Source organism: Vibrio sp. RE86 (assembly GCF_013114545.1).
Classification (GTDB): Bacteria; Pseudomonadota; Gammaproteobacteria; order Enterobacterales; family Vibrionaceae; genus Vibrio.
Genome location: NZ_VTXI01000009.1, coordinates 46666 through 72795, shown reverse-complemented (window position 1 = coordinate 72795; position 26130 = coordinate 46666). Strand labels below are relative to the sequence as shown.

The following is a 26130-nucleotide window of genomic DNA, read 5'->3' as shown; positions in this document are numbered from 1 at the left end:
AATAAAGAGCCGAATCATTCGGCTCTTTGTTGTTACTGGAATCTGATCCAATCTACGAACGCGGGACTGCCCTTTCTAGTTCAGCTAAGCAGTGATTCAAAGCCCGTTTATCCTGAACCTTGTTTCTAGCTAAAACCTCACATTTGGCGTAAAGGTGCCTTGGATCTTGGCTAAACTGAAACGCTTTGGATAGCGCATTTACTGCCTGCTGCACACTTGTCGCTTCAAGAGAAAGACCATAGACATACCAATAGTGAGCATTATTTTCTGACCATTGCGCAGCAGATCGAAGCCGAGCTTGTGCTTCTGACTGTTGACCTAAACGCAAATGTGCTAAACCTGATGAGAAAGCAAGAGATGGCGACTTCGGCATCGCGATGAGCCCAGCTTCAAGCATATCTAGACTAAGTTGATCATTTCTTTGTATACGATACAAATCAGCTAGATTGATATAGCTATTTTCGTAATAGGGTTCAATTGAAATTGCTCCCTTGTACGCCTGTATCGCCTTATCCAACTCACCCTGAGCCTGATAAACCACCCCTATGTTTGTACGAGCAAAGCCTCTATCTGCATTAAAGTTCTGAATCTTAAGGTAATCATCTAGCGCAGGTTGCAGCTGACTTCGTTGCGAGTCGTTCAGCTGCGCCCAAAAAGGTACAAGTTCACCTGCAGCTTCAGCGCGAACAGCAAGCACAGGGTCATCAAGCAAGCCACTCAGTATTTGCCACTTTGTTTCAGGAGAATAGTTCGATACCCCTTTCACCACTCCAAGACGACGCATTTCATTGTGACTCTTAGAGGCCGTGTGTATCGCTTGCAAGTTTTCACGGCTTGGCTGTTCAGCCATTCGCTCCAATGCAGACGCTCTAACAATATCACTCAGGTTTGGGTTATTTGAAACCTCAGAGAGCGTGGTATTAGAAAAGACACGCATATCCAGTGCCGCGGTAAAAGCCGCTGCATAATGATCGTCAACTTTTCGTTGGGAGTCAGGGAACCACTGATTGATATACTCTTGCGCCCACGGGTTATCTTTATCTTCGTGACAGTTCACACATGCATTCGGTGCGCCGGTCACTTGTGAGATATCAGGGCGAGGTGAGTGCCAAGCATGATCCCTTCGTGGATCCACTTGCATGTATGTTGTCTCAACCATATGACAATCAACACACTGACTGCCCTCTGTCCCAAGTTCATGGAAAGTATGTTTCTCTGGAGTGTATTCAGAAGCAAGGTGGCACTGAGAACAGACAGCCTCTTGAGGCATATTCAGTTCACCAGAATGCGGGTTATGACAGTTAGTACACACGACCCCTTTCTCTGCCATTTCAGATTGCAAGAAAGAGCCATAAACAAAGACCTCATCAAATATTTGTCCATCATCGTAATAAAGATCAGACGAGAGTAAATCCAGTTGATAACGGTCGAAGAATGAGCTTTTTACATGGTTAACGTCATCATCGAGCTGAATCCGTCGGCTATGGCACTGTGCACAAGTCGATACTTGATCGGTAGGGTGAATGGCTTTCGGTTGCAGTGTGGTATCGCCTTGCTGATAGACCCACTCCTTAACGGGTTTTGATAAATCGGAGTCAAATCCCCACGGCCCCTTGAATGTCTTAGGCTCTGCATTGGCGATAGTAAGGTGTTGATGCGCTGGTCCATGACACGCTTCACAGCCAACAGAGATTTCAGACCAAGAAGTCGCATACGTGTCTTTTTCTATGTCGTAGTTCTTCTTTAGATTAGTGGAATGGCAGTCAGCGCACATATAGTTCCAGTTTTGCCCAGCGTTTTGCCAATGGAACTGATCTTGCACATTCGCGTTTGGGTACAGCGTGAACCAGCGCTGCCCGCCTTCACTTTTACTACGACTATCCCACGCAAAGGGAATGAACTGTTTGCGCCCATCTTCAAAAGTCACTAAATATTGTTGCAAAGGCTTATACGCGAAGGTGTGCGTGACTTGATAGGCGGTTAGCTTTCCCTCTTCATCTGCGACATCTAGCCAGAACTGTCCATTCTTTTTATAAAATCTATTATCCACACCATTGTAGTGAATGACCGAGTTAGAAAAGTCACCTAGTACCGACTCTGAGGTTGCAACCTCCATTGAGTGCTTGTGATGAGAGGCTTGCCACTCCTTAACTTCCTTCGCATGGCAATCGGTACATTGTTCACTACCGACAAATTCAGAGGCAGTTAAAGGAGTAACGAAAAGAGCAAAAAATAGTAGGAATAAGACGGAAGTGTGTGTGTCTTTCCATCTGAGCTTTGAGACAAAATACGGCATATGTCTGTAACTTAATCCATTAGTTTGATCAAAAAAAGGCAACCACGCCTTGCAGCATGATTGCCTTGCCTAACACTATAACTATCGCTTACATACCCCAATCTGCGTCAAAAGTTTTGTACTCTTTCGACTTCTTCATCACTTTCTCAGGATCAAAGGGAAGCTGGTCCTTATCAAAGCGAGGCTTTGATGCTTGTTGAACCTCTGGACGAGCATCTGCGATACCCGTAAACGGTAAACCTTTTGCTGGTTCAGCGTGTGGGTACTTCTCGATCCAAACCTCATGGCGTGCGCGCATTGTGTTGAACATACCTTTGGTTGTAAACATAGGTAGCATTTTCGGCTGAACTTCACGAGGGTCATTGTACAAGTCGTAGAATGATGCCCCACTTAGCCCAGGTAAATCACCTACCCAGTGGCGCTTAAAGCGGCCTTTAACCGTTGCAGCATATTGCTCACCCGTATAAATGTGGACGTAATCACGACGGCTGTTCCCATTACCATTAATCAATAGTGAAGATTGATCGACACCATCGATAATACGATCTCGTGGGATATGTTTCTCCGCACCAGCTAACATAGCAAAGGTGGTAAATAGATCCGTTTCATGAAGGATGTCACCAACAGTTTGTCCCGGTTCAATCATGCCAGGCCACCACGCCATTGCTGGAACACGGACACCGCCTTCTAGGAAATCGCCTTTACCACCACGATACAATGTTTCGACCATACCCGGAGGGCCATTGTGTGTCATCGGACCATTATCAGCCATCAAGATAACCAAGGTGTTTTCTGAAATACCCTTTTCTTTTAGGTGCTCCATTAATTGACCAACAAATGGGTCAAATCGAGCTAGGCCTTCTTGTAGGAAACCACCGGATAGTGTTTCACGCTCAGGGAAAGGGGCAAATGCTATCAACTGTGGCCAATAAGCGATAAAGAATGGTTTGTCGTTGTCTAAGCTTTTATCAATGAAATCTAGGGTTCTCTGTTTATTGTCTTCCATCGTCTGATACCAACCTTGGATATCACCTGCTTGGACGATCTCTTTAACGTCACCACCCTTAGTACCGGCTAGAATTGCAGGATGTTGACCTACACGCCAACCTTTATCAATATCATAAGGATCATCTGGATACATTTCAGGGTTTGTTGTCGTTGGTGAAACACCACCCGTAATTTCAGCCTGTGGACCATAGATAATAGGGAATTGGTTATAAGGCGACCAAACAGCTTCATCAAAACCTTGCTTCGTCATGTAACTTTCTTCTACATCACCCATATGGGCTTTACCGTAGAATGCGGTTGCATAGCCTGCTTCACTCAACACTTCACCAAGTGTTACTTCACTTGCCGCTAAACCAGCATATTCATATGGAAAAGCAACCTCTGTCATACCGTTTCGTACTGGCATACGGCCTGTAATCACCGCAACACGACTTTGAGTACAAGATGGCTCGGTATACATACGGTTAAAGTTAATACCTTCCGCCGCTAGCTGGTTAATATTTGGGGTACTAAAACCACGTAACTGCTGCAGTGCTGGGATGCCCACTTCACCAACTGGCGTATCATCCCACATGATGTGGATAATATTCGGTGGTGTACCATGCTTTTCTTTGAGCTGGGCAAGTTTCTGCTGAATTTCCTCGTCTTGAGTTTTCCAATCAGATTCATACTGAGCTTTAAGAACATAAAACTCTGCATCATGTATAACAGGCTTTGCCATTACCGAGAATGCACATCCTAAAGCACCTATTGCTGACAAGGCACCTAGACTCCTCTTAAATCCTTTCCGCATTTTCACTCCCTTTTAATACTTCCATCATCACAGCTGACATATAACACTGAAAAATAACCATTAAAAACAAAAATATGTAGGCAGTCCTTATAAAGCCCACAAATCAGATGTTACAATAATGTTTTGAATGCGAGCATCAAAAAATCGTCAAAGTGAGGATTCAATGGAAGGACAAGCAAATGTTCTGCAAATGAAAGTAGAGTTCGAAGATTTCGAATTATTTCAAAGTTTTAGTAAAGATTGGACCACAGACTTCCGACAACTTAAGCCAGGGGTAAACATCTCAACTCTTCAGCAGGTGTTTACCCAGAATGTTATTTTTGCGAAGTGCCACTTCAGTAACCTTATTACCCAACAAGGCGAGTCACCTAAAGGCTATCGTTCGTTCGCGATGCTGGATGAAACCAGTACACCAATCTCATGGCGATATTTGCCAGTAGAGCAACACCAATTGATGGTCTTTCCGAAAGACGGAGATTTTTCATGCGTATCCCAAAAAGATTTCACCGTCTTTCCTTTTTCTATACATGAATCCTTTCTCGAATCATTAAGCCACTCTATCTTCGATCGAGGGTGGGAAGAAATCATGGATGACGAAGGGCATGTTATGCAACTACCTAATAAGTATGCAAAAAAAATACAACAGGTATTATGTACAATGTCTCAAGTGGGAGAATGGTTTAGAGAGGATCCGGTTCAATTGTCTGTCGTATGGCATCGCCTAGATCTAGATAATCAACTGGGGCGAGCGTTACTTGAGGGCATTAGCCATAAAGATATTTTTAAGCTGAGCCCAAAAGTCAATAATCGCTCTCTTCTTATAAAACGCTCTCTCGATTTGCTTAATAGTGTTCGACTGGACGATATTACAGCAAGTCAGATGGCAGAATTAGTCGGTACTAGCCAAAGTACTCTCGAAAGAACATTTAAAGACCACTTTACCATGGCGCCTAAAGCCTACGTCAAAGCAATGCGTTTACATGAAGTTCGCAAAGATCTGATTCAACATAATAACAAGTTTTATAAAGTGACTGATGTCGCCAATAAATATGGCTTTTGGCATATGGGACAGTTTGCATCTGACTATCGTAAACTATTTGGTCGCCTCCCTTCCGAGGATAGACTGCTCTAGCCCTCCATAATTTAATTTAGCTGATACAGTGAAGGAGCTTAAAGCGTATGGATCTCAATCTGCTCACCACATTTCTCTCTGTTTATCGTCATCGTTCAATCACGATGGCAGCGGAAGAGCTTGATGTTTCTCAACCTGCGATCAGCAACGCTATTAAGCGTCTAGAAGCTGAATTAGACCAGGCACTATTTGTTCGAGAGGGTCGAGGCATCGTACCCACAAGCTTTGCAATTAGCATCGCTGAGAAAGTTGAAGAGCCACTCAATATTCTTTCCAGAGTGGCCGAAAAAAATAAAACCCTAAATGTTTACTGTACCGAGAGCCTGCTTCCGATGCTGGCAGGGATTGAAAACATCTGCCTTATTGAAGCTCCGCTAGATGAAAATCAACTCTTTAATGCCCTTGCGACACAAAAAATAGACATTGTTATCGATGTCATTAGTAGTAAGCGTCATGCACTCATTGAAGAACTGCTGTTTGAAGATGAAGCCATCTGCTTAACCCGACATGACCATCCAAGAATCAAGGAGGAACTGTCGTTTGAGCAGTACTTTCAAGAGCAACATATTGCCCTAAAGGCGAAACGCTCTGATATGAGCAGTATCGAGTTTCTATCTGATAAGCCTATCCCAAAGCGTAAGATTGCTATTGAGACAAGCTCGATTTCATCAATGCTGATGCTGGCAAGTTGCACTGACCATATCGCGGCAGCAACCCGCTCACTAGCCAATGCTCTTGCCCCGGCCCTTCAGCTCACGACCCACGAAATTCCTCTAGACTTGAACCCTTTGCCTTTTCGGATGCTCTACCACCGTCGAAATCTCCATGACCCTTTACACCGAAAAGTACGAGATGAGATTAAGCAGGCGTTGCCCAAACCCCATTCATAACTTTTATGAAACTCTCATCTAAAGTCTACTTTATTCATTGATAGTACGAATAAACGCATAATCTCCACACTTGTTAAGCAGAGACATCCACTAACATTTTTGGAGATTATTATGCAGACATTTCGTCTATTACCGTTATCTTTACTATTTGCTAGCAGTACCGTATTTGCTAACTCGACTCAGGTTTACATCGAGCAAAACGTTGCTTCAAATGCAGCCGATGATGGTACCTATGCAACGGAAGCCGGCGCTCTCATTGAGACTTCTGAGAATGGGCAAGTTTTCATAGGCATGGATGATCAAGGTTGGCTAGCTGCGGGCTACGGTCATAACTTCTCTCTCTCTGACGATTTAGGGCTCACACTCTATGGTGAGGTGGGGAAATGGGAAACAGGTGAAGAGCTACTGGTTGAGGCTATTGTTGACTACCAAATCAATGAAAGTATCAACGTATTTACAGGCTTAGGCTATAACATTTCAGGACAAGTCATTGAGAAGCTAAGTGACACCGCCATTAACACGAACAAGTTTATTGCCGGTACTAATATGAGCATCGCTGGTTTTGACCTTAATTACACCTACACTCACGCAAATTCTGATGGCACCAATGGATACATCCATATCGATAACAGCGCCTACTTCTCACAGGGTGACTACCGCACCAATGAACATGAGATAGTTCTGTCTAAGCAAATAGACAATTGGACACCGTACTTAAAGTATACCTACTTCAATACACATGAGGGTTCATTGACGGCGACTGGCCAAGGCGAGAATAGTGCTTCAACTCTTATCAACTCACCAGTCGATAATGACAGTATCTGGACGCTAGGTGTTTCATACCAATTTTAATCCCTAAATGGCAAATGGACTTGCCCTTTTAACCCAAAGTAGATCCATCGCTTCAGAAATCGAACTCTTAAACAGTAGCTTCATAGACTCATCACTCACCACCACCACCACATCAGCGAATGTTAGCTGGACTGCAACGAAGCCCCTCACAGATCGATCAAATCTATCCCCATTGAAAGTAAAATCCCCCATCGGGTCTAACGCAGATCTTCCTAGTTGCCCATACACATTAAATAAACAGAAATAACTAAGCATCGACGTTTAACTGAGGCGTCGAGGTACGGCTCAAGTCGTTACTGAACTCGACAAACTTCTTCAAAATTGCCTCGACCACATCAATACCATCATGCAATTCATAAAGTGAAAGGACTCTTTCCCTCTTCGCTTTGCTTCACCATTCAGTGTCTCGTCAGATAATGAAGGGGCATTGGGACTTTCGTGGATAATGTCACCCCAATTATCGTTTGGTTCATTCTTAGTCCCCTTGCAACAGGAGCACTGCTGCCCCGAAAAGTTAGCCCTACTTCCACTCTCTAAGTAAACAAATACGCCCTGCTTATAATCTGTAGATCCCAGTGATACGACCAACTGTTTGTGAGAAACGCCAGTCTGCCCGTTGTAAACATACCAACACCGCACTCTTTTCTAGTAGCCGGTAATTAAATCCCACTAGAAATGAATGAGCTGATATCGAAGTGATTAAGCTAATAAGAGAGCTAACGCCGAGAGGCGACCATGCTAAAAACTTGAAGACATGTCGTTATAAGCACAGTAACGAATAAGATTGCTGATTAAGTATTATTCCATCAACGATCAAGGGGGATCGTTGGTATATAAACCAGCAGTTGACGTTCATTGAAACAATAGTCGATGTTCTATGAGCAAACGTAAACTTGAGCAAGCCGTGAAGTGATGATAAGTAGAAATGGGAGGATATAAAACGCGCAAAGCAGCTCCAATTAACGAGCTGCATTGTCAGAAGAAATTTATTTAGAAACGAATAGCAATGCCGAATTCAACGCTATTATTGACATCATCACTGAGTGTATAGGTAATATAGGGTGACGTGCCGCTGATAGAGGTGGATAACGTTATATCATGGTAATAATAATCTTTACCTGCGCCCAAATCCCCTGAAATACTAGGAATACCTGGCTCAAGTGACTCAAAGTAAACTAAGCCATTCCCTACACCAACAACCCGATTATAACCATACGTAAGATCCAATTTCTCATGCATATCCCATGAGAGCCCTAACATGAAATCAACACTATCAGAGCGGTTCACGTTGACGGTTCCTCTATCTATATCGGTGTAACTATCTTCAGATGTATACCAGTTATAATTAACATCAGCCAATAACGTCACACCATATTGTGTTGGGTAGGCAGAAAACATACCGGCGCTATAACGTTCCTCCGCAATATAAGTTGAAGCTTCAAAAAACAATGATTGAGTATAAAAGCTCCTCGCTATGCCTACTTCCCAATACTTATCGGTATCGAGTTCTCCAATTAAGCGCCAGTTATCGTTAAGCTCATAGCTTAAATTGCCCGTTAATACTGCATCTCCATCATTTGAGTATGACATATCTAAACTAAAAGGTTTGTAGTAGCTCAGTTCGTCGTCTGCAATTATTTGTTCCGTAGTGTCAGCGTAGACTGACGAAGCAACTAATAAACTAAGTAGAAGATATTTTTTCATTGTTCAGCCCGGTATTGAGGTTATACCGTCCTTGGTATCAAGTTATCCTAAGATAATTATGATTTCGACTCGAAATTAACTGCGTTTGCGGCTATTTAATTTTGCTTTCAGCTTGCTTCTTAAGTTGCTTCTATCGGAGGCTGCAAGATTATGATTGACTTCCCCTGAACTAATATCACTGCTCTGTATACGCTCTTTTAACGCAGTAGCTCTTTCATTTTGCCCCATAGAGTCTTCTGGTGGAGCCACACCTACCGAGTCCTCTGGAGGAATAATACTGCCTATCGAATCTTCCGGTGGAGCCACACCTACCGAGTCCTCTGGAGGAATAATACTACCTATCGAATCCTCCGGTGGAGCCACACCTACCGAGTCCTCTGGAGGAATAATACTGCCTATCGAATCTTCCGGTGGAGCCACACCTACCGAGTCCTCTGGAGGAATAATGCTGCCTATCGAATCCTCTGGTGGAACCACACCTACCGAGTCCTCTGGAGGAATAATGCTGCCTATCGAATCCTCTGGTGGAACCACACCTACCGAGTCCTCTGGAGGAATAATACTGCCTATCGAATCTTCAGAGGATATAGGCGCTGCTGACTGTTCATGGTGAGATAAAGGACTCGTTGACAACATATTCACAAGGTCCAAACACTCTTTTGAATGAGAAGTACACCCTCGTTCAGCATCCATTGCATAGGCCGGAACAACAAAAGACGCTGATATAGAGATAACTAAAAATAACTTTTTCATATTCAACCTTGCTCATCAATTGGGTATGGCTATATTAAAGCGATTTTTATCTATTCCTTGCAGGGCATTCGTTAGAAAGATTTTTGAGTAGATGTCGAGTTATCGATATAACTTTACGAAGTCCTATCAGCTCGAGACAGATTAATCGCTAGTGAACTCGCGAGTAGCTTCTCTCGACTTATCTGATAGCCCACACTTTCGTATTTTCGGCCCTGATATCGAACTCCCACTTTGGACCCTTTAGGCAGTGGTTTCCCTGTTGCAACAAAGTCACCATTTGCGATCTCCATCGTTTTCAAGCCTAGATCATGCTGAAGCTGCACTCCTATCGCATCAATAGAAACATCACTTACTATATCGGAGAATATCTGAGTATTAATGTTGATATGAATTTCTTCTGTTCCTGAATAAAGGCTTAAAAGATAAAGAGATGCAGGATCACCTTCCTCTGCTAAATGCATGGGCTTCAATAACGGTTCGGGGAGTTCATAACGTAATAAAGGACCTAGATAATCACGCTTAATACGCAATAAAATAAGATGCCCAGCTAGCACGTCATCCACCATATATTTCAGTACAAGTGTTGAAGGTGACCTCATTAACAATAAAAGGTTATCACTCTCCCAAAGAACATTGTCCGCGGATACATATCTGATATGTTCAGCGATAACTTTAGATAGCCCTACCTTTTCTTCACTACTGACTTCTTTTTTTAAAAAGCTTTTTCCTCGATTTAGATAAGGATGCAGCCCCATCTTCAATGGCTGAGTAAAGTTCGACTTTAATAACTTTTCATAAGTCGCAAGAGTCCGTAAAGCAGCGACTTCAAAAGACTGATCACTAAGGAGTGTATACGGGTTGTCACCGAAAAACTCTATAATAAGAACTTGACGAAACAAGCTAGGGCTAACTTTCCCGCGTTCCCATCGACTAATGATTTGACCGTCAATACCATGAAATTCAGCGTTAAAGTCTATAAGTTTATCCGCAAGCTCCTCTTGAACAAATTTTCGTTCATTACGGCGAGTTAAGATATAGTGGCTAATATTCTGAAATTGTCCCTTCACATCTACTTTCCTCCATTAAATCAGAACCACAACTAATCGTCGCATTTTGCATACTATTTGTTAACCTAATAGCTCAAAATTATTTACGTTCAAAAGGTTAGGTTCTCTATGAATGCCATCGCAAGGCTTATATTGGCGACAAGTATTAGTGTTGTTTCGGCTCCGTCATTTAGCCTCAGCTTTTTTGACCCTCTCGACGATCAATTAGATATGGGGGAGTACCTAGCAGAGAATGCCTATGGCTTCTTACCCGTGCCTATTTTTATTACTGAGCCTGCCGTTGGCTATGGTGGCGGGTTGGTCGGAGTTTTTCTGCACGAAACCGATGAGCAACGTGAAAAGCGCAAGCAACTTGCAGAGCAATCCATTGATGGTGGCGCACAATTACTCACTCCAGCCATTACTGCTGCAGGTGGATTCGTAACAGAAAACGGAACTTGGCTCGGCTTTATTGGACATCGACGAACATGGTCTGAAGATTCTATTCGCTATATGGGTGGGATCGGCTATGGCGATATCAATATGACATTTTACAATCAGAACTCAACCAATGACTTGAGCTTTCTACCAAACGGCAATGGTGTTGAGCTAGGGATGAAGGGCACCGGCGGTATCCAACAGTTGCAGTTTAGACTTCCAGAAACCAATTGGTTTGTTGGACTATCTCAACTCTTTTTTGTGCCTGATATGAGCATCAATAATGGCGTGTTCGATAACTCTCCGCTAGAAAAGCTCCTCAACCGTACCTCTAACTCTTCTGGCCTAGGGGTTATCATTGAATATGATAGCAAAGACAGCTTTCTAAGCCCTAGAAATGGCTATAACTACCTTGCTGAGTATTTATGGTTCAATAAAACAATCGGTAGTGATTTCATTTATCAAACACTAAATGCCGAAGGCACGAATTATTGGCAGCTCTCTGATGACATCAATATCGCATTAAAAGGGCAATATAAAGCGCTTTATACCGATGAAAACTTTATATCACCTCAATACATTCCTGATATAGAGCTGAGGGGGATACCAAGAAACCTTCATCAAGGTGAGCGTACTTTTTCATTGGAATCCCAGATTTTGAAGCAATGGAATCTACGTTGGTCAACGAATTTTTTTGCGGGTATTGGGTATAATGGAGAGTCCAACCAAGATATGTTTAGTCAAGACTCTCATGTTTCTTATGGGGTAGGCTTTCGCTATCTTATTGCTCGACGATACGGGCTTACATCTGGGGTGGACTTAGCATTTAGCGAAGATGATAGCGCGCTCTACTTCCAAGTTGGTGTCGGTATCTGACATAAAAAACTCCTGCTAAGCTAAACTCAGCAGGAGTTCAAAAAGCGATCAATGTTTATTGTATATGATCAGACTTTATTGTCCGCCGACACTTAAATCGATCAGAAATACATTGATTACTCAACCGTCACCGCTTTCGCAAGGTTACGAGGTTGGTCAACGTCAGTACCTTTAATTAGCGCAACATGGTAAGAGAGTAGCTGCATTGGAACGGTATAAAAGATCGGTGCCGTCACTTGATTCACATGAGGCATCTTAATGATCTTCATGTTCTCGTCACTCTCGAAGCCCGCATCTTTATCAGCGAATACATAAAGCAGACCACCACGAGCACGCACTTCTTCAACGTTAGATTTCAGCTTCTCAAGGAGATCGTTACTTGGTGCAATCACCACTACTGGCATGTCAGCATCAATCAGTGCTAGAGGACCGTGCTTCAACTCACCCGCTGCGTACGCTTCAGCGTGGATGTAAGAGATCTCTTTTAGTTTAAGAGAGGCTTCCATTGCGATTGGGTAGTATTCACCACGACCAAGGAATAGTGTGTGGTGTTTATCAGCAAAATCAGGAGCGAGCTCTTCGATTTCTTTGTCAAACGCCAATGCTTGCTCAATCGCTGTTGGCAGTTCGTGTAACGCTTTGACAATTTCAGTTTCACGAGCGCTATCTACACGGCCTTGAAGACGACCAATAGAGACAACCATCATCAGCATAGCTGCAAGCTGAGTTGTGAATGCTTTCGTCGAAGCAACGCCAATCTCTGTACCTGCTCGTGTCATGAACGCAAAATCAGACTCACGAACCAGTGAAGAACCCGCGACATTACAGATCGTCATCGCTGCCATGTAGCCTTTCTCTTTTGCAAGACGAAGTGCCGCCAACGTATCGGCCGTTTCACCAGACTGAGAAAGTGTCACAAGTAAGCTGTTCGGGCGAGTGACAAACTTGCGGTAGCGGAACTCAGAGGCAATCTCAACGTCACAGCTAACACCGGCAATATCTTCAAACCAGTAACGCGCCGCCATACCAGAGTTGTAAGAAGTACCACACGCAATAATCTGAACGTGTTCAACCTTGCTTAAAATCTCTTCCGCATTAACACCAATCGCATTGGTAATCACAGAGGTGTCAGAAATTCGACCTTCCATTGTGTTGATCAATGCTGTTGGTTGCTCAAAGATCTCTTTTTGCATGAAGTGACGGTACTTACCTTTATCTCCCGCATCGTGCTCTGCGTTAGATTCAACAATCTCACGCTCAACTCGCTCACCTGTTGTATCAAATACAGTCACTTCACGGCGAGTAATCTCTGCCACATCACCTTCTTCTAGGTACATAAAGCGACGAGTAACGCTAAGTAGCGCAAGTTGGTCAGACGCTAGGAAGTTTTCACCGACACCAAAGCCAATAACAATTGGGCTACCAGAACGAGCAACAACAATGCGTGATGGATCTTTACGATCAACCGCTACTGTTCCGTATGCGCCATCCAGCTGCTTCGCCGTTTTTTGAAGCGCTTCTAATAGTGTTGCTGAAGTACGACGCTCCCACTCAACAAGGTGTGCGATAACTTCCGTATCCGTTTGTGACTCGAACACATAACCACGACCTTGAAGCATTTCACGAAGCTCTTCGTGGTTTTCGATAATACCGTTATGCACAACCGCGATATCACCAGACATATGTGGGTGCGCATTGATTTCTGATGGCTCACCATGTGTCGCCCAGCGAGTGTGCGCGATCCCTGTACCACCGATAACATTCGCTTCTTCAACGGCGTCTGCCAGCTCTTGCACTTTACCTAAGCGACGAACACGAGTTAGGTTGCTCTCTGTATCCACAACGGCAACACCCGCCGAGTCATAGCCACGGTACTCAAGGCGACGTAAGCCTTCTACTAGGATTTCTGCTACATCACGTTGCGCTACCGCGCCAACAATTCCACACATGGTTCACTCCATTCTTTTTTGATTCCGATAGGCAGCAAGCAAAGGGCCAGATCGGTAAGTTTTAAAATAAGTTTTATGCACAAATCACTTTGATGCCATGAGATTCGATTAATGTTTTATACTCAAGTTCTAAGTCATTGTTTGTAATCAGGATGTCTATTGCATCCCAAGCAAGTTCTAGGTTTGGTATTTTTCGCGCTATCTTTTCAGATTCGACCATCACTATCACTTCACGTGAAACTTCGGCCATTACCTTACTTAGTCCAACTAACTCGTTGAAAGTGGTCGTGCCTCGTTCAAGGTCCACACCATCAGCGCCGATAAACAGTTGGTCAAAATCATATGAGCGCAAAACTGACTCAGCCACCTGACCTTGGAAAGACTCTGAATGAGCATCCCAAGTCCCCCCAGTCATGAGCAACGTTGGTTCGCTCTCCAGTTCGTTTAACGCATTCGCTACATTAAGTGAATTGGTCATGACCACTAGACCACTCATACCATCGAGCAGCTTGATTAGAGCGCCGGTAGTGCTGCCACTATCGATAACGATACGATTGTGTTCACGTATCAGCTTGATCGCCGCTTGCGCTAGTTCATTCTTTCGAATCGAAACATTTTCACTAATTTCATCGCTTACGACTTCTTTAGGCAGTGAAATCGCACCGCCGTAACGGCGAAGCAGTTGACCATTTTTCTCTAAAGACGCGAGATCCTTTCTAATGGTAACTTCAGAGGTTTCAAATTGCGTAGAGAGCTCCTCTACACTTACCTCACCTTTTTCATTTACCAAGTTAGAAATAGCATGCCTTCTAAGCTGTGTGTTTCGTTTCGACATTTAAATTTCACTTTCAAGTTTCGAACTGAAAGTAATTATAGTCAAGTCGAAACTTTTAAGTCCATTTATTTCGATCCAAAAAATTAATAATTAGCACCAAAACCTTGTCCTAAGACAATTCTTAGACAGTGATATTGAAATGATTCGGTGGTAGAATTCGCACCCGAAAAGAAAAAAAATTACAGAATTGACCGTTATTTTTTTGCAACCTAAGCCATATATCCTAGTGTTGTCACAGAAAAACGGCATAAGACGCCAATAAGTTGGTCATAAAATGACTAAACTTATGAAAGACTTTCAGTTCTGGAGCCGATGAAATAATGCGCTATTCTAGTAAGTTGGCAGGCACAAAATGCCTTATAGATAGTGAGTGCTTCAGACCAATAACCGACTTTCAAATTGTAACTATATCGACCGGAGAGTATCTTCCATGAAAAAGACCAAAATCGTATGTACGATTGGCCCTAAAACTGAATCTGTAGAGAAGCTAACTGAACTAGTAAATGCAGGCATGAACGTAATGCGCCTGAACTTCTCTCACGGTGACTACGAAGAGCACGGCACTCGTATTGCGAACTTCCGCGAAGTAATGGACAAAGTAGGTAAGCAACTGGCTATCCTTCTTGATACTAAAGGCCCAGAGATCCGTACTATCAAGCTAGAAGGCGGTAACGACGTAGATCTAGTAGCGGGTCAAGAGTTCACTTTCACTACTGACACTTCAGTAGTAGGTAATAAAGAAACTGTAGCAGTAACTTACGCTGGTTTCGCTGCTGACCTAAATGTTGGCAACACTATCCTTGTAGATGACGGCCTAATCGAAATGGAAGTTATCTCTACGACTGACACTGAAGTTAAGTGTAAAGTTCTTAACAACGGTGCACTAGGCGAAAACAAAGGTGTTAACCTTCCTGGCGTTTCTGTCCAACTACCAGCTCTATCTGAAAAAGATAAGAACGACCTTAAGTTTGGTTGTGAGCAAGGCGTTGACTTCGTTGCTGCTTCTTTCATCCGTAAAGCTGCTGACGTTAAAGAAATCCGTGAGATCCTAGACGCAAACGGCGGTTCTAACATCCACATCATCTCTAAGATTGAGAACCAAGAAGGTGTTGATAACTTCGACGAAATCCTAGAGCTTTCTGACGGTATCATGGTTGCTCGTGGTGACCTAGGTGTTGAAATCCCAGCTGAAGAAGTAATCTTCGCTCAGAAAATGATGATCGAGAAGTGTAACCGTGCACGTAAAGTTGTTATCACAGCAACTCAAATGCTTGATTCTATGATCAGCAACCCACGTCCGACTCGTGCAGAAGCGGGTGACGTTGCGAACGCTATCATGGACGGTACTGATGCTGTAATGCTTTCTGGTGAAACTGCTAAAGGTAAGTACCCAGTAGAAGCTGTTACTATCATGGCTCAAATTGCTAACCGTACTGACGGCGCACTTAAAGCTGAACTAGGTTCTCGTCTAGACAGCCCACGCCTACGCATCACTGAAGCAGTATGTAAAGGTGCAGTAGACACAGCTGAGAAGCTAGCAGCTCCACTAATCATCGTTGCTACTGAAGGCGGTAAATCTGCACGTTCTGTACGTAAGTACTTCCCAACTGCAAGCATCATCGCTCTAACAACTAACCAAAAGACTGCTGCTCAGCTAGTTCTTACTAAAGGTATTCGTCCAGTTCTTGTTGATTCTATCGACAGCACTGACGCTTTCTACCAAATGGGTAAAGAGTACGCTCTAGAAGCTGAATTCGGTAAGAAAGGCGATATCGTAGTTATGGTTTCTGGTGCTCTAGTAGCTTCAGGCACAACGAACACTGCGTCTGTACACGTTCTATAAGACTGAATAACGCAATGATTGATAAAAAGAGAGCTTCGGCTCTCTTTTTTTATAGTTGAAATAACTTAAATAGAATGCCATACTAATTACTAAGATATATGGATTAATACCTTTTATTCATTACAGTGAGCAACAGCAAGTTACGGATCTCAATTGCTGAAATGCGTCACTGCTTTCTTACGTTCTATAATTTCCCACTTAAAAACTCACTCAAAAATGAAATTGCACATAGGTGCTTTTTTTTTATATTTTTCTTGCTCCTTTATTCAGTACGCTGTATTATCAACCTATAGCCAGTACCACATACCGTTAAAGTCTTGAACGTTTTATATAACGGTCGCTGTAAAATATAAGGAATGCATTGTGTCGAGCCCAACATTAACTGACAAAGTATCTAAAATGATTCACCAAGATATTTTGAATGGTGAACTGCAACCAGGCCAGAAGCTTGTTGTTGCTGATCTTAAGCAAAAATATAATGTCGGCGCCTCTCCTATCCGAGAAGCTTTAGTACAACTATCATGGACGAAATACGTCAGCTTAGAACCACAAAAAGGTTGCTGGGTATCACCAGTGTCAGTGAGTGAACTTACTGATTTATATGAAAGCTTGAGATTTGTCGCTTCAGTTTTGATCAAACAAGCGATTGAAGCGGGTGACGAAACTTGGGAGTTAGATGTCCTAACCTCATTCCACAAACTTTCTCGTATCAAGCTATCTCAAGGCGATTTCGATTGGAGTGAGTGGGAAGAGCGTCAGCACCAGTTCCATATTTCCCTTCTTGAAGGTGCCGTTTCACAGAACATGCTGAGCTTCTTTAATGACCTAATCAACCAAGTTAAACGCTACCGTTATTACGCGGTTGTAAATGGCCTAGACAACAGCGCATTCAACCTAGATGAATACGAAATGATCATGAAGCTTGTTCTAGCAAAAGACTCGAACAAAGCGGCTGAGAAGTTTGACTCGCATCTACGTCGCACCATGGAGCAAATCCAACAAGTGATTGAAAAAGCGGCTTAAACGAGCAATCAACAGACACAAAAAATCGAGCTAAGTGCTCGATTTTTTTAGGCTAAATCTTCATTACTCGCGCAGACTGAGACCCGATTACGCCCATGACTTTTCGAATCGTATAACGCAATATCTGCACACTTGTAACTGCGAGTGCTGTCTGAAGAAAAGTCCGTTACGCCAATACTCACTGTTATAGGGATTGAAGGCTCCAATTCAACGGCGATTCTTAGCCGTTCCAGCGCGAGAACCGCTTCAGGTAATGTTGTGTTTGGCATTATGATAGCAAACTCTTCTCCGCCAATACGCGCAACGAAGTCCGTCTCTCTGAGTATCTGTTCAAGAAGCCTTGCAGACTCTGCTATCACTCGATCCCCTTCATCATGACCAAGCTCATCGTTTACTCGTTTAAAATAATCGATATCTAGTAGTGCTAAGCATGCTTGTGGCATATCGGGATAACGTTCAACTAACGTCGTCTGGCGACGTAGCTCTAGTTCAAATTTCCGACGATTCCATAACTGTGTCAAAGAGTCTCTTTCACTCAAAACTCGTAACTGTTCTTCAAGCGCTTTGCGGTCAGAGATATCAACAATCGACGTAATGTAATAGCTGACTTTACCTGTAGGCGAAAGAACGCTCTGTACTCGCCCGATCACCGTAACAGGTTCACCGCCTTGAGCATGAGGAATCGTAAGCTCCCCCTCCCACAACTGGTCACGAGCAACATGTTCAAAGACCTCTAAGGTTTGTTCAAGTTGCTCATCACCCAAGAGATTTTTGAGCAGGTTTTTCGATTCGATATCGGCCTGATTAAGCCCAGTAAGCTTAGTAAATTGCTCATTGACCAATATTGCTCTGTGGTATCGATCGGAAATAATCATGGCAGACATGCCTCCAAGCGCCGCTCGAGCAAGTTGGCTCTCGATACTGCGTCTTCGGTAATGCACCAGCAAAAGAGTTGCAGGGAGCACAAAAGCAAGCATCAAGAGAAAGACTAAGCTCGCTTCCTTCAGCAGATCGTTAATATCTCGTTGAGCTAACTCTTGAAGGTCTTGTGGATCGAAAGTAATGACAAGATGAAACTTTTGCTTAGGAGAAAGGTGGATTTGATTGAAGACCAATAAGGTTCCATTCTCCATTGAAGAACCTGATCTCGTGCTTCTTATATGCTGCCATGAGTCAGGGAACAACTTCGCTAAATTATGCTGTTTGCGGTCAACAATGATCCCACCAAACAGTTTACTCTGGTCATCACTCGCCACATAGAATCCACTCTCTCCAAGCAATTCAGGTCGATAACGTTTATCGGGGGAGTAATTTAAACGCGATGCAAGGTACCAAACATCAACATTTAATAATAAGTATCCGGCTCGAACGCCTTGAACATAGACAGGTGTAATTAAGCGTAACGCGGGTTGATAAGGACGAACTAACTCGCCAAACTCATTCTCTAGATCGATTCCCCACGCACCAATTTGATTCTCTTTTAATGTTTGGGCGTAGCTGAAGTAATCACGCTGTGACTTGTCCTGAAGCGATTTGGAGGCGTTATAAACCTTGTTCTCACCATAAACGTAGTTCAAGCGGATTTTTTCCATCCCCTCAAGGTCAAGGAAACGAAACTGGGTGTACCACTTCTGGTTAGTGGCTACCGATGACCATACTTCTTCAACCACCGCTTTGTGCTCATCGGTTGGGGATAGTATGTAATCGTAGAGATTTCGGCTATGAGAAAGCAGCTCAACAATAGAGATGAACTGGCTACGAACACCACTGTATTCGCGCTCACTATAGGCGAGCTGATGTAGCGCTTGCTTCACCGTTTGATCAATGACGACCTGTCGAGTTTGCTGATATTTACTAAAATAGTACGCGGAAACGACTAAAAAAAACACCAGTGTGGTTGTCACTAAATAGAGAAAAATGTTTTTGTGCCGCATTACGCACTAAGCCTCTAAACACAAGTTCGGGGAGTATATCATTTAATCGAAATTGGATTAAAGTCCCTCGCTTATGATTGTAGAGGCTTACTTAGAACAGGCTCGTCTAGAACTAGTCCAGTTTGTAGATCACGTCGACGCGATCTCGAATAATAATGGTTGAGTCTTGATAGCTGTTGGATTCACTTTTTGCATCCATTGCCATCGTTCTCATCAAGATAGGCTGGTTACCTGACATATTGTAATTAATCTGCCACACCCCATTCAGGTCTTTACCAAAGCCTTCAGCTAGCGATTTAGCCTTGCTATTCGCATCTTTGATTGCCGCTAGACGCGCTTGCTCTTGATAGCGAGCTTGGTCTTTTACTTTTAGCTGAATATTATCGACTTGGTTAATCCCTGAGTTTAACGCTAAGTCTAAATATCTATTAAGCTCAGAAAGCTCATCGATCGTCACTGTGATACTGCGGCTAGCACGATAGCCCACAAGCTCGGGTTTGCCTTTTTTCGGGTAATGGTATTGAGGGGTAATATAAAGATTCGAGCTCGAAATAGCGTCTTTCGTAACACCTTCATTTTGTAACGAAGTCAGAAAAGCAGTCACACTCTGGTCGACCGCTGTCTTGGCTTGTTCGGCGGTCATTGTTGATTCTACGACTTTAACCGAAAACTGAGCCATGTCAGGCGTCGCGACAACTTCACCATGCCCTGTTGTGACAAGGTGTGGAAAGTCAGGCATGTTGCCAAATGACGCTAAGCTAACGACGGATAAAGAGAGTGCGGTTGCGATTTTTGGGAATATTTTCATTATTGCTCACCATTTGAAATGCTCTTGTACATCATAGATAGTGAGTAAAATTACACCAATAGTTAATGCTCAGTTCTGACAGAGATTTAACTGAGCTTTTGTACTCTATTTAGGCAACAAGTCCTTAGTATGCGCGACGATCGCTTGTGTCACTTCTTTAAGCAAGCCTGTTTCCAACTGCCAATGGTGCCAGTAGATACGAAAGCTCATAAAAAAGCCCGGCATCAGATCCACCAGCTTGCCCGATTTAAGTTCCTGTTCAATTTGCAGTTTAGGGATCAAGCAATAAGCGCACCCCATCAGTGCTAAGTTAACAAAAGATTCCGAGCTCGCCACATGATGGTGAGGGACTGAGACTGGTGAAATATTGAAGTGTTGGCTCAAAAAGTCACAATGAAGCTTATCGTGTTGATCGTATGAAACGGCGGGCGCTTGCTTTAAGGTGTCTCGCGTCACACCAAAAGAAAAGTACTCTTCAGCAAATTCAGGGCTTGCAACACAAACGTAATCCATTCGACCTAAATACTTTGCCTCACATCCTACCATCGCCTTAGGCTCCATACTTAGCGCCCCCAGAACTTCACCATTTTTGAGTTTATCAAGAGTTCTTGCTTCCCCATAAACAGCCAGTTCAAACTCTACCCTGCGAGACTTCATAATTGGCGCTAAAGCCGGCAACAGCCAAGTTGCCAAACTATCAGCGTTAGTTGCTATTGCGGCCTTTTGTAAACGCTCGTCATTGTCGCTATCAAGCTCTGGGATTAGCTCAGTTTCAAGCAGTTGAACTTGTTGATACAGAGCCAGAAGTTTTTGACCCATTGGTGTCGGGCGAGGAGGTTGCTCGCGAACAAGTACCGGCTGAGCCAGAAACTTTTCGAGCTGCTTAACTCTTTGTGACACCGCCGACTGAGACACAAACAATGCCTCTGCAGCACGTTCAAAATTACCGAGGCTCACTACGGCATCTAATGCTTCTATCCAACGGTAATCCAGTCCACGCATCTCACTTCTCCTTTCCCTCACCAATATCATTAGACATTCTAATATAGGATAAAAATTATTAAATATACTTATTGTAGAGGCTCTTCTATCTTCTCGTTTATTCGTTAAGTTTGGAGAGACTGTTTTGAATTTTTGGCTATTACTGCAAGGCTTCGGCCTAGGCGCGAGTATGATCATTCCTATCGGCGCGCAAAATGCTTACGTACTAAATCAGGGGATTAAGCGTCATCACCACCTAACTACCGCCACTATTTGTAGTGTGCTCGATATTGTTTTTATCTCTTTGGGGATCTTTGGTGGTGGTGCTCTACTATCACAAAACGAAACCTTACTGATGCTCGTTACCTTAGGTGGTATCGCTTTCTTAGTCATTTATGGCACCCTTTCCCTCAAAAGCGCATTTGCATCTCAAGCAGAAGAGAGTCACTTCAACCAAACGCTTAGAGGAAAACGAGCAGTGATTTTGGGCGCCTTAGCCGTTACTGTGCTAAACCCTCACCTTTATTTAGATACCGTTGTGATACTAGGGTCGATTGGTGGCCAATTTGAAGGCCAAGATCGCATCGCATTTGCGATTGGTACCATGATGGCCTCACTGGTCTGGTTTTTCTCTCTGTCTATTGGCGCCGCAAAACTAGGGCCAGTGTTGTCAAAACCTAAGGTTAAACAAGGTATTGATATCACGGTTGCGATTATGATGTATGTCATCGCCTTGATGCTGGCAAAAGAGTTAATCCATTAGTGAGCGTAAGTCATCTATGAACAAGCTTGAAGAGATCTATCAGTTCAACCAAAAACTGCTAAAGCACTTAAATGTGAATTACCAAGAGTGGCAACACGAGCCTATTCTTGATTTTGCTACCGATGAAAAAGTGGCTCAAGAACTTGGTTGGACGGGGACCCACAGTAAGAGTTTATTTTTAAAATTGAAAGGAGCGGGCTACGCATTACTGCTCACCGATAAAGACAGTCGCTTGGATACGAAAGGTGTCAAAGCGTTAACTGGGAAGAGGCCTTCAATCGTCAGTAATGAAGAGATGATTGAGCAAATCGGTTGTGTTCCAGGAGCCGTCTGTCCATTCGGATTACCTGCTGACATCGAAATTATTGTCGACAGCAGACTCTATCAGCACCAAGAACTACTCTACACACCTGGTAAGCCCGAAGTCACATTTGGTATTCCTGCGAATCAACTCAAGAACATATTAAGCATGCTTGAGAACAAGGTCCTAGAAATGTAAAAAGCGAGGCTCTATACCTCGCTTTTCTCTACAAATCTAAGCTTTCGACTAAGCGTCTACTTTGTTTAGGTGAACATCCATTTGTGGGAATGGAATCTCAATACCTTCTTTGTCTAGACCTTCTTTGATCGCTTGCATCAAGTCGAAGTAGACATTCCAGTAATCAGCCGTATTCACCCAAGGGCGAACAACAAAGTTTACTGAAGAATCCGCTAGAGTATGAACACCAACTTGAACGCCTGGCTCTTTCAGAACACGCTCATCAGATTCACAAATCTTAGTTAACAGTTCTTTCGCCTTCTGAAGGTCTGCACCGTAAGAAACACCAATCATAAGGTCGATACGACGAGTCGCATGACGTGAGTAGTTAGTGATTGGGCTACCGATTACGCTACCGTTTGGTACAACAACCATTTTGTTGTCTGGCGTTGTTAGAACCGTTTGGAAGATTTGGATTGAATCTACTGAACCTGCTACGCCACCGATTTCCACATAGTCACCTGACTTGAATGGACGGAAAGCGACAATAAGAACACCTGCTGCAAAGTTCGAAAGTGAACCTTGTAGTGCTAGACCAACGGCTAAGCCTGCTGCACCAATTACGGCAACGACAGAAGCTGTTTGAACACCCAGACGACCTAAAGCGGCAATCAGAACGATTACGAATAGAAGGTAGCGTACTAAGCCGTGGATAAACTCAACAACCGCTTTATCCATTTTTTTCTTTTGTAGGACTTTCGCGACGCTGTTTGCAACGGCTTTAACGATAATGTTACCGATAAAGAGGATCAGAAGTGCGGAGATAATATTTACGCCGTACTGAACCAATAGATCTGAGTTATTTGTTAGCCACTTCTCTGCGTGACTTAAACCATCAACCAAAGGAGTTTCAATCCCTGCTGATTCACCTGCCATAATTTTTATCCTCTAAAATGTAATGATTCTATGAATCTAACTGCTTTTACTTACGAAATAACAATGACATCCCTATCCATTCACTGAAGCAATGTCAGTTTTTTGGCACGATATCTTATTTGTCGTCAATCTCAAAGTCATGTTTTTGCAAAGAGAATGAAAACAAACGCTTATCAGAAAACTCTGATACCAGCTTGTTACAGATTACGCAAACTGTTTACATAGCGCCAGACATTTCATCAATAGGAATAGTATTTGGTTTAATAATGTTCAGGCATAAAAAAACCCGCTCTAAGAGCGGGTCTTAAATAACTTAGTAACGACTAAATTATAGTACGTCTACTGCGTTTAGGTCAGCGAATGCTTTCTCAAGACGAGTAACCATAGAAGCTTGACCAGCACGTAGCCATACGCGTGGATCGTAGTACTTCTTGTTTGGTGCATCTTCACCAGTTGGGTTACCGATTTGACCTTGTAGGTAATCGCGGTTTTCCGCTTCGTATGCACGGATACCGTCCCATGTAGCCCACTGTGTATCAGTATCGATGTTCATTTTGATAACACCGTAGCCGATAGACTCTTGGATTTCTGCTTCAGTAGAACCAGAACCACCGTGGAATACGAAGTTTAGAGCGTTTGGCGCGATACCGAACTTCTCTGCACAGTATGCTTGAGAGTCACGTAGGATAGTTGGAGTTAGTACAACGTTACCTGGCTTGTATACGCCGTGTACGTTACCGAAAGATGCTGCGATAGTGAAACGGTGTGAAACAGCGTTTAGTTTCTCGTATGCGTAAGCAACGTCTTCTGGAGAAGTGTATAGCTCAGAAGCGTCCATGTGAGAGTTATCAACACCGTCTTCTTCACCACCAGTACAACCAAGTTCGATCTCGATTGTCATGTTCATTTTAGCCATGCGCTCTAGGTACTTAGCACATGTTTCGATGTTCTCTTCTAGAGACTCTTCAGAAAGGTCTAGCATGTGAGAAGAGAATAGAGGCTTACCAGTTTGAGCGAAGAACTCTTCACCTGCGTCTAGTAGACCGTCGATCCATGGAAGAAGCTTCTTAGCAGCGTGGTCAGTGTGTAGGATAACTGGAACACCGTAAGCTTCAGCTACAGCGTGTACGTATTTAGCACCCGCTACTGCACCTAGGATTTGTGCGCCTTGACCTTCAAGTTTAACGCCTTTACCAGCGAAGAAAGCTGCACCGCCGTTAGAGAACTGAACAACAACTGGAGATTTAACTTTAGCTGCTGCTTCTAGTACTGCGTTTACAGAGTCAGTACCAACAACGTTTACTGCTGGAAGAGCAAATTTGTTCTCTTTTGCTACTTCAAATACTTTCTGTACGTCATCGCCAGAGATAACACCTGGTTTTACGAAATCGAAGATCTTAGACATGGATTTAATCCTATTTATCTGTCGTTTTAAAAATAAAACTTGTTAAGTTTAAATTCTTGCAAACGTTTGCTCACAACTCAGGCTATTCTAGCAAAAAACTGTGATGTGCAGCAAACAAGAAAGCGGGAGAGAAACTCCCCCGCTTTCATTTAATTACTTAGCGCGCTCTTCAAGCATCGCTACAGCTGGAAGTACTTTACCTTCAACGAACTCAAGGAAAGCGCCGCCGCCAGTAGAGATGTAAGAAACGTCAGCTTTGATACCGAACTTGTCGATAGCTGCTAGCGTATCACCACCACCTGCTACAGAGAAACCTGCAGACTCAGCGATTGCTTTAGAGATACCTGCAGTACCTGCTTCGAAGTTCTTGAATTCGAATACGCCTACTGGGCCGTTCCAAAGGATAGTCTTAGCGTTGCCGATGATTTCAGCTAGAGCCGCTGTTGAATCTGGACCTAGGTCGAAGATCATGTCGTCATCAGCAACTTCAGAAACGTGCTTGATTTCAGCTTCAGCGTTCTCGTCGAATGCTTTTGCACATGCTACGTCAGTTGCAACTGGGATAGCACACTCTTTCATTAGTTTCTGAGCTGTTTCAACTAGGTCTGCTTCGTATAGAGACTTACCTACGTTGTGGCCTTCAGCTGCGATGAATGTGTTTGCGATACCACCACCAACAACAAGTTGGTCAGCAACTTTAGAAAGAGACTCAAGAACAGTCAGTTTAGTAGAAACTTTAGAACCACCAACGATAGCTACTAGTGGACGCTCTGGGTTGTCCATTGCTTTGCCTAGTGCTTCAAGTTCAGCCGCTAGTAGAGGACCAGCACATGCTACAGGTGCGTGCATACCAACACCGTGTGTAGATGCTTGTGCACGGTGAGCAGTACCGAATGCATCCATTACGAATACGTCACATAGTGAAGCGTATGCTTTAGATAGCTCTTCTTCGTTCTTCTTTTCGCCTTTGTTGAAGCGAACGTTTTCAAGAACAACTAGCTCACCAGCGTTTAGTTCAAGACCGTTTAGGTAGTCTTTTGCTAGTTTAACGTCGCAGTCTAGTGCGTCGTTTAGGTAGTTAACGACAGGTTGTAGAGAGAACTCTTCCGCGTACTCACCTTCTGTTGGACGACCTAGGTGAGAAGTCACCATTACTTTAGCGCCCGCTTCAAGACATAGCTTGATTGTTGGCAGAGAAGCTAGGATACGAGCATCAGAAGTCACTTTGCCTTCTTTTACTGGTACGTTTAGGTCCGCACGGATAAATACACGTTTACCTGCTAGATCCAGGTCAGTCATCTTAATTACAGACATGATGTGTCCTCTCGAATATTCAAAAAATAAAGTTTTTGGAAGCCCCGCAACCCTGCAGAGCCTATTAATTCTT

General features: G+C 43.5%; 21 protein-coding genes. 8 read left to right on the top strand and 13 right to left on the bottom strand.

Going from position 1 to position 26130, the window contains the following annotated elements; genetic code table 11:
* Positions 1-52: 52 nt before the first annotated feature.
* Together F0231_RS10730 and F0231_RS10725 are read right to left on the bottom strand one after the other, a co-directional pair.
* Positions 53-2296, bottom strand: coding sequence for a multiheme c-type cytochrome (locus F0231_RS10730; RefSeq protein WP_171759722.1), 2244 nt, complete (start codon positions 2294-2296; stop codon positions 53-55).
* 88 nt (positions 2297-2384) lie between these two features.
* Positions 2385-4025 (bottom strand): sulfatase-like hydrolase/transferase, encoded by a 1641-nt coding sequence (locus F0231_RS10725; RefSeq protein WP_171759721.1) that lies wholly within the window; start codon positions 4023-4025, stop codon positions 2385-2387.
* Positions 4026-4260: 235 nt separating this feature from the next.
* On the opposite strand from F0231_RS10725, the gene F0231_RS10720 reads away from it, so the two are divergent.
* The 3 genes from F0231_RS10720 to F0231_RS10710 all read left to right on the top strand — a co-directional run bounded on the left by F0231_RS10720 (position 4261) and on the right by F0231_RS10710 (position 6971).
* Positions 4261-5229, top strand: a complete 969-nt coding sequence (locus F0231_RS10720) for a helix-turn-helix transcriptional regulator (RefSeq protein ID WP_171759720.1) — start codon at positions 4261-4263, stop codon at positions 5227-5229.
* A 47-nt stretch (positions 5230-5276) separates the two neighbouring features.
* Positions 5277-6119, top strand: coding sequence for a LysR family transcriptional regulator (locus F0231_RS10715; RefSeq protein ID WP_171759719.1), 843 nt, complete (start codon positions 5277-5279; stop codon positions 6117-6119).
* Positions 6120-6230: 111 nt separating this feature from the next.
* The gene (locus F0231_RS10710) at positions 6231-6971 is read left to right on the top strand and encodes a hypothetical protein (RefSeq protein WP_171759718.1); all 741 of its coding nucleotides are present in this window, start codon (positions 6231-6233) and stop codon (positions 6969-6971) included.
* 990 nt (positions 6972-7961) lie between these two features.
* Here F0231_RS10710 and F0231_RS10705 read toward each other — a convergent pair.
* From F0231_RS10705 to F0231_RS10695, 3 genes are all read right to left on the bottom strand, one after another.
* Positions 7962-8675: a hypothetical protein gene (locus F0231_RS10705; RefSeq protein WP_171759717.1), complete on the bottom strand. Its 714-nt coding sequence runs from the start codon at positions 8673-8675 to the stop codon at positions 7962-7964.
* A gap of 75 nt (positions 8676-8750) precedes the next feature.
* Positions 8751-9428 carry a hypothetical protein gene (locus F0231_RS10700; protein WP_171759716.1) on the bottom strand — a complete coding sequence of 226 codons (678 nt, stop codon included), beginning with the start codon at positions 9426-9428 and terminating at the stop codon, positions 8751-8753.
* 113 nt (positions 9429-9541) lie between these two features.
* Positions 9542-10495, bottom strand: a complete 954-nt coding sequence (locus tag F0231_RS10695; protein WP_171759715.1) for a helix-turn-helix domain-containing protein — start codon at positions 10493-10495, stop codon at positions 9542-9544.
* A 108-nt stretch (positions 10496-10603) separates the two neighbouring features.
* Here F0231_RS10695 and F0231_RS10690 point away from each other — a divergent pair, with 108 nt between their 5' ends.
* Positions 10604-11788 carry a BamA/TamA family outer membrane protein gene (locus F0231_RS10690; RefSeq protein WP_171759714.1) on the top strand — a complete coding sequence of 395 codons (1185 nt, stop codon included), beginning with the start codon at positions 10604-10606 and terminating at the stop codon, positions 11786-11788.
* A gap of 116 nt (positions 11789-11904) precedes the next feature.
* Here the strand turns inward: F0231_RS10690 and glmS are convergent, their stop codons facing one another.
* Positions 11905-13737: a glutamine--fructose-6-phosphate transaminase (isomerizing) gene (gene glmS / locus F0231_RS10685; protein ID WP_171759713.1), complete on the bottom strand. Its 1833-nt coding sequence runs from the start codon at positions 13735-13737 to the stop codon at positions 11905-11907.
* Positions 13738-13810: 73 nt separating this feature from the next.
* On the bottom strand, positions 13811-14572 hold the full coding sequence (locus tag F0231_RS10680) for a DeoR/GlpR family DNA-binding transcription regulator (protein ID WP_171759712.1): 762 nt from the start codon (positions 14570-14572) through the stop codon (positions 13811-13813).
* Positions 14573-15002: 430 nt separating this feature from the next.
* Here F0231_RS10680 and pykF point away from each other — a divergent pair, with 430 nt between their 5' ends.
* Both pykF and F0231_RS10670 read left to right on the top strand, forming a co-directional pair.
* Complete coding sequence (gene pykF, locus F0231_RS10675) at positions 15003-16415, top strand: pyruvate kinase PykF (protein ID WP_171759711.1); 1413 nt, start codon at positions 15003-15005, stop codon at positions 16413-16415.
* Positions 16416-16778: 363 nt separating this feature from the next.
* Positions 16779-17438: a GntR family transcriptional regulator gene (locus F0231_RS10670; RefSeq protein WP_171759710.1), complete on the top strand. Its 660-nt coding sequence runs from the start codon at positions 16779-16781 to the stop codon at positions 17436-17438.
* Positions 17439-17485: 47 nt separating this feature from the next.
* Here F0231_RS10670 and F0231_RS10665 read toward each other — a convergent pair whose 3' ends face one another.
* The 3 genes from F0231_RS10665 to F0231_RS10655 all read right to left on the bottom strand — a co-directional run bounded on the left by F0231_RS10665 (position 17486) and on the right by F0231_RS10655 (position 21182).
* A complete protein-coding gene (locus tag F0231_RS10665; RefSeq protein WP_171759709.1) occupies positions 17486-19372 on the bottom strand; it encodes a diguanylate cyclase in 1887 nt (628 codons plus the stop codon).
* Positions 19373-19484: 112 nt separating this feature from the next.
* Positions 19485-20180: an oxidative stress defense protein gene (locus F0231_RS10660; RefSeq protein WP_171759708.1), complete on the bottom strand. Its 696-nt coding sequence runs from the start codon at positions 20178-20180 to the stop codon at positions 19485-19487.
* A gap of 105 nt (positions 20181-20285) precedes the next feature.
* Positions 20286-21182 (bottom strand): LysR family transcriptional regulator ArgP, encoded by an 897-nt coding sequence (locus F0231_RS10655; protein WP_171759707.1) that lies wholly within the window; start codon positions 21180-21182, stop codon positions 20286-20288.
* 124 nt (positions 21183-21306) lie between these two features.
* On the opposite strand from F0231_RS10655, the gene F0231_RS10650 reads away from it, so the two are divergent.
* Both F0231_RS10650 and F0231_RS10645 read left to right on the top strand, forming a co-directional pair.
* Positions 21307-21924 carry a LysE/ArgO family amino acid transporter gene (locus F0231_RS10650; protein WP_171759706.1) on the top strand — a complete coding sequence of 206 codons (618 nt, stop codon included), beginning with the start codon at positions 21307-21309 and terminating at the stop codon, positions 21922-21924.
* Between the two features lie 16 nt (positions 21925-21940).
* The gene (locus F0231_RS10645; RefSeq protein ID WP_171759705.1) at positions 21941-22423 is read left to right on the top strand and encodes a YbaK/EbsC family protein; all 483 of its coding nucleotides are present in this window, start codon (positions 21941-21943) and stop codon (positions 22421-22423) included.
* 48 nt (positions 22424-22471) lie between these two features.
* On the opposite strand, the gene mscS is transcribed toward F0231_RS10645, so the two are convergent.
* From mscS to F0231_RS10630, 3 genes are all read right to left on the bottom strand, one after another.
* Entirely contained in the window at positions 22472-23338 is an 867-nt protein-coding gene (mscS, locus tag F0231_RS10640) for a small-conductance mechanosensitive channel MscS (protein WP_171759704.1), read from the bottom strand.
* Positions 23339-23666: 328 nt separating this feature from the next.
* Positions 23667-24743 carry a class II fructose-bisphosphate aldolase gene (fbaA, locus tag F0231_RS10635; protein ID WP_004738996.1) on the bottom strand — a complete coding sequence of 359 codons (1077 nt, stop codon included), beginning with the start codon at positions 24741-24743 and terminating at the stop codon, positions 23667-23669.
* Positions 24744-24896: 153 nt separating this feature from the next.
* The gene (locus F0231_RS10630; protein WP_171759703.1) at positions 24897-26057 is read right to left on the bottom strand and encodes a phosphoglycerate kinase; all 1161 of its coding nucleotides are present in this window, start codon (positions 26055-26057) and stop codon (positions 24897-24899) included.
* Positions 26058-26130: the final 73 nt, after the last annotated feature.

Bases quoted from the DNA above. Each gene is read 5' to 3' on its own strand.
- F0231_RS10730 (WP_171759722.1), bottom strand. From the start codon at position 2,296: ATGCCGTATTTTGTCTCAAAGCTCAGATGGAAAGACACACACACTTCC.
- F0231_RS10725 (WP_171759721.1), bottom strand. From the start codon at position 4,025: ATGGCAAAGCCTGTTATACATGATGCAGAGTTTTATGTTCTTAAAGCT.
- F0231_RS10720 (WP_171759720.1), top strand. From the start codon at position 4,261: ATGGAAGGACAAGCAAATGTTCTGCAAATGAAAGTAGAGTTCGAAGAT.
- F0231_RS10715 (WP_171759719.1), top strand. From the start codon at position 5,277: ATGGATCTCAATCTGCTCACCACATTTCTCTCTGTTTATCGTCATCGT.
- F0231_RS10710 (WP_171759718.1), top strand. From the start codon at position 6,231: ATGCAGACATTTCGTCTATTACCGTTATCTTTACTATTTGCTAGCAGT.
- F0231_RS10705 (WP_171759717.1), bottom strand. From the start codon at position 8,675: ATGAAAAAATATCTTCTACTTAGTTTATTAGTTGCTTCGTCAGTCTAC.
- F0231_RS10700 (WP_171759716.1), bottom strand. From the start codon at position 9,428: ATGAAAAAGTTATTTTTAGTTATCTCTATATCAGCGTCTTTTGTTGTT.
- F0231_RS10690 (WP_171759714.1), top strand. From the start codon at position 10,604: ATGAATGCCATCGCAAGGCTTATATTGGCGACAAGTATTAGTGTTGTT.
- glmS (WP_171759713.1), bottom strand. From the start codon at position 13,737: ATGTGTGGAATTGTTGGCGCGGTAGCGCAACGTGATGTAGCAGAAATC.
- F0231_RS10680 (WP_171759712.1), bottom strand. From the start codon at position 14,572: ATGTCGAAACGAAACACACAGCTTAGAAGGCATGCTATTTCTAACTTG.
- pykF (WP_171759711.1), top strand. From the start codon at position 15,003: ATGAAAAAGACCAAAATCGTATGTACGATTGGCCCTAAAACTGAATCT.
- F0231_RS10665 (WP_171759709.1), bottom strand. From the start codon at position 19,372: ATGCGGCACAAAAACATTTTTCTCTATTTAGTGACAACCACACTGGTG.
- F0231_RS10660 (WP_171759708.1), bottom strand. From the start codon at position 20,180: ATGAAAATATTCCCAAAAATCGCAACCGCACTCTCTTTATCCGTCGTT.
- F0231_RS10655 (WP_171759707.1), bottom strand. From the start codon at position 21,182: ATGCGTGGACTGGATTACCGTTGGATAGAAGCATTAGATGCCGTAGTG.
- F0231_RS10645 (WP_171759705.1), top strand. From the start codon at position 21,941: ATGAACAAGCTTGAAGAGATCTATCAGTTCAACCAAAAACTGCTAAAG.
- mscS (WP_171759704.1), bottom strand. From the start codon at position 23,338: ATGGCAGGTGAATCAGCAGGGATTGAAACTCCTTTGGTTGATGGTTTA.
- fbaA (WP_004738996.1), bottom strand. From the start codon at position 24,743: ATGTCTAAGATCTTCGATTTCGTAAAACCAGGTGTTATCTCTGGCGAT.
- F0231_RS10630 (WP_171759703.1), bottom strand. From the start codon at position 26,057: ATGTCTGTAATTAAGATGACTGACCTGGATCTAGCAGGTAAACGTGTA.